General features: G+C 40.1%; 9 protein-coding genes and 2 tRNA genes. 9 read left to right on the top strand and 2 right to left on the bottom strand.

Annotated features, from left to right (window positions below; genetic code table 11):
- Nucleotides 1–10: 10 nt before the first annotated feature.
- Together ACEQ1T_RS01675 and ACEQ1T_RS01670 are read left to right on the top strand one after the other, a co-directional pair.
- Nucleotides 11–99: transfer RNA gene (locus ACEQ1T_RS01675), tRNA-Leu, on the top strand.
- A 23-nt stretch (nucleotides 100–122) separates the two neighbouring features.
- A tRNA-Leu gene (locus ACEQ1T_RS01670) sits at nucleotides 123–204 on the top strand.
- 577 nt (nucleotides 205–781) lie between these two features.
- On the opposite strand, the gene ACEQ1T_RS01665 is transcribed toward ACEQ1T_RS01670, so the two are convergent.
- Entirely contained in the window at nucleotides 782–1,339 is a 558-nt protein-coding gene (locus tag ACEQ1T_RS01665; protein WP_370221525.1) for a hypothetical protein, read from the bottom strand.
- A 17-nt stretch (nucleotides 1,340–1,356) separates the two neighbouring features.
- On the bottom strand, nucleotides 1,357–1,731 hold the full coding sequence (locus tag ACEQ1T_RS01660; protein ID WP_370221524.1) for a nuclease-related domain-containing protein: 375 nt from the start codon (nucleotides 1,729–1,731) through the stop codon (nucleotides 1,357–1,359).
- Nucleotides 1,732–1,912: 181 nt separating this feature from the next.
- Here ACEQ1T_RS01660 and ACEQ1T_RS01655 point away from each other — a divergent pair, with 181 nt between their 5' ends.
- The 7 genes from ACEQ1T_RS01655 (at nucleotide 1,913) to ACEQ1T_RS01625 (ending at nucleotide 9,492) form a co-directional block, all read left to right on the top strand.
- A complete protein-coding gene (locus ACEQ1T_RS01655; protein ID WP_370221523.1) occupies nucleotides 1,913–2,854 on the top strand; it encodes a carbohydrate ABC transporter permease in 942 nt (313 codons plus the stop codon).
- A complete protein-coding gene (locus ACEQ1T_RS01650) occupies nucleotides 2,854–3,681 on the top strand; it encodes a carbohydrate ABC transporter permease (RefSeq protein WP_206834740.1) in 828 nt (275 codons plus the stop codon). Before ACEQ1T_RS01655 ends, ACEQ1T_RS01650 begins: the two co-directional genes overlap by 1 nt.
- 69 nt (nucleotides 3,682–3,750) lie before the next feature.
- Entirely contained in the window at nucleotides 3,751–5,037 is a 1,287-nt protein-coding gene (locus ACEQ1T_RS01645) for an ABC transporter substrate-binding protein (protein ID WP_206834742.1), read from the top strand.
- A 147-nt stretch (nucleotides 5,038–5,184) separates the two neighbouring features.
- Nucleotides 5,185–6,975, top strand: a complete 1,791-nt coding sequence (locus ACEQ1T_RS01640) for a sensor histidine kinase (RefSeq protein ID WP_370221521.1) — start codon at nucleotides 5,185–5,187, stop codon at nucleotides 6,973–6,975.
- 1 nt (nucleotide 6,976) lies between these two features.
- The gene (locus ACEQ1T_RS01635; RefSeq protein ID WP_206834747.1) at nucleotides 6,977–7,705 is read left to right on the top strand and encodes a response regulator; all 729 of its coding nucleotides are present in this window, start codon (nucleotides 6,977–6,979) and stop codon (nucleotides 7,703–7,705) included.
- Between the two features lie 16 nt (nucleotides 7,706–7,721).
- Nucleotides 7,722–8,462 (top strand): ThuA domain-containing protein, encoded by a 741-nt coding sequence (locus ACEQ1T_RS01630; RefSeq protein ID WP_206834749.1) that lies wholly within the window; start codon nucleotides 7,722–7,724, stop codon nucleotides 8,460–8,462.
- A 1-nt stretch (nucleotide 8,463) separates the two neighbouring features.
- Nucleotides 8,464–9,492: a Gfo/Idh/MocA family protein gene (locus ACEQ1T_RS01625; protein ID WP_370221520.1), complete on the top strand. Its 1,029-nt coding sequence runs from the start codon at nucleotides 8,464–8,466 to the stop codon at nucleotides 9,490–9,492.
- Nucleotides 9,493–9,501 lie beyond the last annotated feature (9 nt).

Below are 9,501 nucleotides of genomic sequence, written 5' to 3'. Positions count from 1 at the left end.
CCAATGCCCCGCCGGGGTGGCGGAACTGGCAGACGCACAGGACTTAAAATCCTGCGGTAGGTGACTACCGTACCGGTTCGATTCCGGTCCTCGGCACCACAAGATTTACTACATTTTAATATGCCGGTGTGGCGGAATTGGCAGACGCGCACGACTCAAAATCGTGTTCCTTCTGGAGTGTCGGTTCGACCCCGACCACCGGTATCTAAAAAAAGGTTTCCTTTATTGGGAAACCTTTTTTATTGTTGCCTAATAGATATGCGTGGGAATTTTAAAGTGGATAGCAATTAACAGTTCAACCATTTTGCTGATGGGGAATTAAGTTGTTTCAATGCAGGGTCCGAACGATTCAGAGGGTAGTTTCGAAAAAGGGTTCTGAACTGTTCGGAAAGGTCTTTTGAAACAAGATAAACCTGGTTTGAATTACTAAAGCAAGAAATAGATGTTGTGTTCCGTCCAAGGTAGATAAGACTTTATTAGCAAGCGAGAAAGAAGGGGTTAAAGCATAAGCAAGAAACCACATCTCCATCAAAACCGAAAAGAAGCTGCATCAAAGCAAAGGATAGAAACTATATATCCATCAAAACCGAAAAGAAGCTGCGTCAAAGCATAGGATAGAAACTATATATCCATCTAAACCGAAAAGAAGATGCATCAAAGTGTAGGGTAGAAACCACATAGCCATCAAAAATGAAAAGAAGCTGCGTCAAAGCAGAGGATAAATACATTTGTATCCAACTCTCTATAACTCTAGGAAATTTGAATGATGTTACAGGTGGCTTTAAGGGCGGGGAAAATGCGCAACTACTTTGATCAACAAATCAAAAAGGTTCATAATAGGATGTCTTACCAAATCCATTGAGCTGATAATGCTTAGATAAGATCTTTTGGTGGATCTTTTTGAATTAAGAATATTACAAAACATATGAATAGACTTGGTTGTTATTTTTTCTTCAGGGAATAGTATTTTATATTCTTCAGCACTCCTCAATATAGCAAATTCTGTTTTCTCAATTGATCCGCAGCTGCATTTTAAATTGTTTTTATTTAATAAAGACATAAATAAGCCACAAGAAGCACACTGTACTCCCTTTTCCAATTTCTCAAAGGTATACTCAAATCTCCTGCCATAAGGATTATCCTTCAAATGCATGGACATTAGCTTGTCCGCCAGCATTAAATGTTTTTTATTCGGCTGCTGAGATTTCAATTTTAGCCTGTCTATAAATCGTTTAGTTTGTGCTGGAAATATAGCAGGAAGATTCATTTTGGCTTGATAAAGATGAAACTCGGGGTTAATAAAAATTAGAAGAGCCTTAAGAGGGGTTTTTACTCCCAATTCCTGCAGAAGTCTTCTCAGGAGAGATTCACTTCGCTGCAGCTGCAGAAGAGGGTTTTTAACTTCAGTATTTGATGGTGCGGTGTACCATCTGTCTTGTTCGATATAAAAGTCTCCGCATTATCCTTAACTTCAAAAATATAGATGCAGTCCCCAGTGATTAATAGTGAATCTATCTGGAAAAAGGTGTTACTGTAATCGAACAATAAATCATGAAGAATAATCCATTCCTCAGGTAATTCTTCGAGGAGCTGATCAAATATTTTCTCACTTGAAAAACCTTTTTCTAAATTATGAAAGTGGCTGTAATCTTTAGGGGACAGCCGCAATCTTCCATTTAAAAACCGAAGCATCTTTAATTCTACTGGTTCATACCGAAATTTTAATATCATATCTCACATCCCAATATTCAAGATAGCTTCATTCTATGCAATATCTTCCATTAAAAAAAGTTACAATTTAAGAAGTCAAAATATTGCACCATTTTAGTCAATCCAGTCACCTATATATGCAAGCGGTTTCAAATATAATGTAGGAAAGCGTTTGCAATAAATGAGGGGGCGGTGAAGACAATTGGAGACAAAGGCTGAGATACGGAAACCAGCAGTTAATTCAGAGATAAAAACAGTAACCAGGAAAAAAGCAAATCTGAAAAAAATTCTAACATATAGTGCTTTTGTAGGGCCGGCATTAATTTTTTTCCTGGTGATTCAGATCATTCCTTTCTTGATGGGGATTTATTATTCTTTTACGTCATGGAATGGTGTCAGTTCTGTGGTTGAATGGGTCGGACTTGAAAATTATATAAAGATCTTTAAGAATGATTCTAAGTTTTTTGATTCTTTTATTTTTACTACCAAGTTTATGTTAGCTTCGGTTATTATTAGTAATTTACTAGGTTTTGGGCTTGCATTACTATTGAACGCAGCCTTGAAGTCCAGGAATTTATTGCGGACTGTATTTTTCATTCCTAACGTTATCGGGGGATTATTACTTGGATTCATCTGGCAGTTTATTTTTGTAAAAGGGTTTGCTGCAATTGGAAATCTGACAGATCTGTCCGTTTTTAAGCTTCCGTGGCTTGGGGATGAGACAACAGCATTCTGGGGAATTGTGATTGTGTTTGCCTGGCAGATCAGCGGATATATGATGGTTATTTATATTGCAGCGCTGCAGGGGGTTGATCAGACACTGCTGGAGGCTGCAAGGATCGATGGAGCATCGAGCTGGACACTTTTGACGAAAATTATCATTCCTCTAATTTTGCCGGCGTTTACAATTTGTTTCTTTTTAACTATTTCAATGGCATTTAAGATTTTCGATCTGAATATTTCACTGACAGGCGGCGGGCCATTTAATTCAACTCAATCTGTTGCGATTAATATCTATCAGGAAGCTTTCCAGAATAACAGGTATGGTCTGGGTACCGCGAAATCCATTTTGTTCTTCCTTGTTGTAGCAATTTTTACAACGGTTCAGGTGATGATGACCAAGAAAAGGGAGGTTGAGGCATAATGAATCCCAGATATACGAAGGTTACGTTTCTGCTGGAGATTATCGGAATCGTATTAGGAGTCATATTCCTCATACCTTTTTATTTCGTGATCATCAATTCTGTAAAAGGCTTTGCAGATATTTTGATTGATGCTGCAGCTTGGCCGCAGGAATTTTTATTCTCCAATTACTTGAAGGTATGGGATATCATTAATTTCCCGAGGGCCTTCTGGAATTCGCTTATAATTACGGTAGTCAGCAATATTGGACTTGTTGTCATTAGTTCCATGGCTGCCTGGAAGATGGTTCGAACCCCGGGGAAATTCAGCAAAATTCTGTTTGCATTATTTGTATCTGCCATGGTTATTCCATTCCAGACAGTCATGATACCGCTGATGAAGCTGGGAGGCACGCTGAATCTAACAAACAGCATACCTGGCCTTATCATTATGTATTTTGGATTTGGTGTACCGTTATCACTTTTTCTGTATCACGGCTTTATTAAAACAGTTCCAATCGAAATAGAAGAATCGGCCCGAATTGATGGGTGCAGCCAGTTTGGGGTCTTTTGGAGAATTGTTTTTCCGCTTCTAAAGCCAATCACTGTCACGGTTGTTATTTTAAATACGTTATGGATCTGGAATGATTATCTGCTGCCGCTTCTTGTTCTTCAGGATGCAGAGCTTAGGACGATTCCTTTAGCCACAAGCTCATTTTTTGCCCAATATACAAAGCAATGGGACATGGGACTGGCCGCCCTTGTGATGGGCATTACCCCGGTCGTTATTTTCTTCCTGTTTCTGCAGAGGCATATTATTAAAGGCATTGCACAAGGCTCCATCAAGTAGTTATAGAGACTTTTGCGGCCAAATGGGCCGTTAAAGTTTATATAAAAAATTATTCAGGGGGGAAACAAAATGAAACGCTTTGCTTTCTTACTGCTGTCATTGGTTCTGATGGCGGGCATTATGGCAGGCTGTTCTTCTTCCAGCTCTTCAGGGGATGAAAAGCCTAAGGATGATTCAAAGAATGAGGATGAAGTGGTAACATTGAATTTGTTCCAGTTTAAAGTGGAGATTGCCGATCAGCTTCAGGAAATGATCGGTGAATTCGAAAAGGAACATCCGAATATTAAAGTAAAGCTTGAATCAGTCGGCGGCGGTGCTGATTATGGTGCCGCATTAAAAGCAAAGTTTGCATCCGGCGAACAGCCTGATATTTTTAACAATGGCGGATTTAAAGAATTGGAGCTTTGGAAAGAGCATCTTGCAGATCTTTCAAATGAGCCTTGGGCAGAGCATGTGCTTCCAATTGGAAAAGTTCCAATGACTGATACAGACGGCAAACTTTATGGAATGCCTGTAAACCTTGAAGGATATGGTTTCATTTATAATAAAGATTTATTTGAAGAAGCAGGCATTACTGAGCCGCCTAATACGATTTCTGAACTGAAGGATGCTGCTGAAAAACTAAAAGATAAAGGAATTACTCCTTTCTCTGCCGGCTACGGAGAGTGGTGGGTCATTGGTCAGCATTTATTAAATATTCCATTTGCACAGCAGGAAGATCCGGTGGCATTTATTGAGGGCCTATACAGCGGATCTGAAAAGATTACTGGCAATGATAAATTTAAAGAGTTCAAAGAAGTGCTTGATACTGAAATAAACTTTGGAAATGAAAATCCATTAACAACAGATTACAATACGCAAGTGACGCTATTTGCTTCCGGCAAAACGGCTATGCTTCAGCAGGGGAACTGGACAGAAAACATGATTCTTGAAATTAACCCTGAAATTAATATGGGATTCCTTCCAATTCCGCTGACTGATGATGAAGCTGAAGCAGACCGTTTACCGGTAGGTGTTCCGAACAACTGGGTTCTTAATAAAAATTCAGAGCATCTTGAAGAAGCAAAATTATTCCTTGACTGGATGGTTTCTTCTGAAACAGGAAAGCGTTATATCACAGAAGAGTTTGCGTTCATTCCTGCCTTCGACAATATCGAGCCAACCGGTTTAGGGCCACTTGGCCAGCATATTCTTGAGTATTCTAAGGAAGACAAAACCGTTCCTTGGACATGGTTCAGATGGCCGGATGGTGCAAATAAAGAGTTTGCTGCAACAATCCAGGAATACGCTGCAGGAAAGATTGACTATGATACGCTCGTTGAACGCTTCCAGGCATCCTGGGATAATTTGAAATAAATTTGGTTAAACAGGAAGCATGTCTGCGGAAGATATGCTTTCTGTTTTATATTTTTAAATATGCTAAACCCTCATAGCAAAAAGGCATCCCCAAAAAGGGAAGTTCGCTTTATACTATTGTAAAAGACAAAGCAGCGGGGGATGTACATGTTCAAAAAGAGCATTAGGAATAAACTGATTGTTCTATTGATGGTAGCCACGATCGTTCCATTTGGGGCGTCAATAATCATCACTTATTATCATACAGCGGAATCATTGAAAGACCAGGCCATAAAGGAAAATAGCAACCTATTATATCAAGGAAAAGTAAACCTGGAGGGTTACATAAATGAGCTGGACGGATTAACACTATCCCTATACAATAATCCAGGTTTAATAAACTTTTTAAAAGATCCCCAAAAGGAAAATAATTATCAGGCAGTGGAAGCTGTAAGAAATGTAATTTCTACCATACTGTATGCAGAAGAAAATATCAAAAGAGTCAACATTGCTGTTGCCAAGGAAGATCGGCTTATAACAGCATCAAGGCGCTCTACAGTTATTTTTTCAAAGAAGCTGTCAAATGCCAATCAGGAATTTTACGTAAAAGCAAAAGAAAGTCCAAGCAATATGTATCTTGAGCCTATTCATAAGATAAAGGAGCCTGAGGACAAAAAGGCTAAAAATGTAATAACGCTTCACAGATCTTTAATCAATATTCCATCAGACGATGTATTGGCATATATCTCACTGGAATTTTCACCGGATCAAATAACCAATATCAGCCGTAATCTTTATTCGGGCGATAATGAAGAATTCTATATAATATCTCCTGAAGGTGATTTGATCTACCGTTCAACTGATGAAACTGATGAAGATACTAAAATGCCTGATTGGATTAATTGGGTGATCAGTACAGATAAAGAAAATGGCACGGTTGAATGGAAGGAAGGTTCATTCAACGGCGTCATGATATACGATCAATTATCGCAAAATTCTGGCGGATGGTATCTTGTTAAGCGTGTCCCATACACCACTCTATATGAAAGTGCATTCAGCGTGGCGAAAATCAATATCATGTTTGGCGTAATCGGACTCATTCTGGTTATACTCGCCACTTTATTTATCTCTGTTAGAATCACTTCTCCAATCAGAATCCTGCTGAAATATATTGATCAGGTTGAAAAGGGAAACCTTAATGTCCGTTTTCAATCTTTTGGCAATGATGAAATTGGTTATCTCGGTGATCGATTTAAACAAATGATCGATAAAATTAATGATTTGATCAATCGGGAGTATAAGCTCCAGCTTGAGAACAAGACCAATCAGCTAAAGGTTCTGCAGTCCCAGGTCAATCCGCATTTTTTATATAACGCATTGCAGTCTATCGGAACAGCTGCCTTAAAAAATCAAGGGCCGCAGATTTATTCGTCTGTAACCCGCCTCTCTAAAATCATGCGGTACAGCATGAATATGGAGGAGGATATGGTTTCTCTTCAAAAAGAGATTGAACATACGAGGGCCTATCTCCTGCTGCAAAAAGAGCGGTTTGGTGACCAGCTTCAGTTCCGTTTTCAGCTTGATGAAGAGGCATTGGAGTTTCCGGTGCCGAAAATGATTTTACAGCCCATAGTGGAGAATTACTTTAAGCATGGTTTTGATGCGCGTGAAAAAACTGGAGAGGTTAGTATTACCTGCAGACAGGATGAATTTTATCTGGATATTCTGATCGGGGATAATGGCACAGGCGTCTCTGAGAACAGGATGGAGGAAATCCGATTGCATTTGATGAATGACCGGATTGGGCAAAAGGGTGAGTTAACGAATATCGGACTGAAGAATGTTTACACCCGGTTAAAACTCTACTATGGCAATCGGGCATACCTGCAGCTTAAGAATCTTGAGCGAGGCGGGCTGCTTGTTTCTATTAAACTTCCAAAAAGGATGGAAGGTGGATAAGATGAAAGCAATTATTGTGGATGATGAAAAACATGTGAGGGAAGGCTTAATGCTTCTGGCGGATTGGAGTCGCTTTGGAATTGACACAATCATGGAGGCGGCAGATGGAAATGAGGCCATAAGGCTGATTAAAGAGCATCGCCCGGAAATCATATTCACTGATATGAGCATGCCAAAGAGAGATGGCATAAGCCTTTTAAAATGGATTCATTCTTCGGATCTATCCAGCAAGACGATTGTTGTCAGCGGATATGATGATTTTGACTATATGAGGAATGCCATCTGTTATAAAAGCTTTGATTATATCTTGAAGCCTATTGATCCTGAAATATTGAATGAAACCCTGGAGAAAGCCATAAATGAATGGAAACAGCAAAGTCATCCAGGGGAATGCGAGCAGGAGCATGACGGGGAGATGAATGTGATTCAGCAAATAGAACAGTTTTTGCTGGAAAGCTATAGCAAGGATATTAACCTGCAGGAAATTGCAGACAGGTTTTATTTAAGCAGGGAATACATTTCCAGAAAGTTTAAACAGGAATATCAGGCTACCATTACGGATTTTATTACGAATGCCCGGATGAACAAGGCAAAAGAGCTTCTGCAGAACCCTAAACTGAAAATCTATGAAATTGCTTTCCAGGTCGGTTATCAGGATGAAAAGTATTTTAGCAAAGTCTTTAAAAAGACAGAGGGGATTTCCCCAAATGAATATCGAAGTATGAATTAACAGAAGGAGGAAGATCATGATCAACGTGCTTGTCTGGAATGAGAATCGTCATGAACAAAAGGATGATAAGGTAAGGTCTGTCTATCCGGATGGTATTCACGGTGCCATTGCAGACTTTTTCAATGAAGAAGATTATAACGTAAAGACAGCTACATTGGATGAGCCCCAGCATGGACTTAGTGATGCTGTTTTACAGGAAACAGACGTTTTGGTCTGGTGGGGACATCTCGCGCATGAGGAAGTTGAGGATGCAATCGTTGAAAAAATAAAGCAAAGAGTGCTGGAGGGAATGGGGCTGATTGTCCTGCATTCCGGTCATTTCTCTAAGATTTTTAAAGTATTAATGGGAACATCCTGTGATTTAAAGTGGAGAGAAGCCGATGAAAAGGAACGGATTTGGATTGTAGATCCAGGCCATCCCATTGCAGAAGGACTTGGAGAATATATTGAACTTGAAAAAGAAGAAATGTATGGGGAACATTTTGATATCCCTGCGCCGGATGAACTTGTAATGGTGAGCTGGTTTGAGGGAGGGGAAGTTTTCCGGAGCGGCTGTACATACAGGCGTGGAAAAGGGAAAATTTTTTATTTTCGCCCAGGACATGAAACGTATCCAACTTATTATCATAAGGATGTTCAGCAGGTTATTAAAAATGCAGTTAAGTGGGCTAAGCCAGCTGATTTTCCCGTACCGGTCTATGGAAATGCAAAGCCATTGGAGAGAATCAGAGTGAATCAAGAAGGAGTGGAAAATTAAGATGAAAAAACTCAAAATTGGGATTATTGGATGCGGAAGTATAGCCAAGCACCGGCATATGCCTGAATATCATGCAAACAGCGGGGCTGTCATTGCAGCGGTATGTGATATTAATGAAGAGCGTGCACATGTGTTTGCCGATCTTTATGAGGTGAAGGTGTACACCGATTATAGAGAATTACTGGCTAATCCGGATATAGATGCTGTGAGTGTCTGCACCCCGAATTATCTGCATGCACCCATTTCTGTTGCCGCATTAAACGCCGGCAAGCATGTTTTATGTGAAAAGCCAATGGCAACTTCTATGGAAGAGGCACAGGACATGATTGAAGCAGCCCGTAAGAATGGAAAGAAATTAATGATTGCTCATAATCAGCGCTTTGTACCATCTCATAAAAAAGCAAAGGAATTGATCGCAAAAGGTGAAGCAGGAAAAATCTATAGTTTCCGGTCGGCTTTTGGCCACGGCGGGCCGGAGGGATGGAGTGCAGATGGCAAAGAAAGCTGGTTCTTCAAAAAAGATCAGGCTTTTATTGGCGCCATGGGCGACCTTGGTGTACATAAGACCGACTTGCTGCGTTATCTGCTGGGAGAAGAGTTCTCTGAGGCAGGAGCATTTGTAGAAACAAGTGCCAAGCTTGGTGCAGATGTCGATGATACAGCGGTATGCGTCTTGAAAACGGAAAGCGGTGTAATCGGTACATTGGCTGCAAGCTGGTCTTATGTCTCTAACGAAGACAATTCCACCATTATATATGGAGAAAAAGCAATTTTGAGATTAGAGGATGATCCGGTGCATTCTCTCGTTGTTCAGTATGCAAACGGTGATACAGTAAAGTACGAACTCGGCGGGATTCAGACAAATGAAGAAGGAGGACAAAAGAATTCAGGCGTCATTGATCATTTTGTTGAAAGTATCTTAAATGAACAGGAGCCTGCGATTCCTGGTACCGAGGGAATGAAGTCGCTCCAAGTGATACTTGCTGCGCTGCAGTCAAGCGAAACAAAGCAGATTGTCAAAATTAATTGAGGTGCATTC

Source organism: Cytobacillus sp. (genome assembly GCF_964223445.1).
Classification (GTDB): Bacteria; Bacillota; Bacilli; order Bacillales; family Cytobacillaceae; genus Cytobacillus.
Note: the sequence above shows the minus strand (reverse complement) of the source record. Positions and strands in the feature narration are given on the sequence as shown.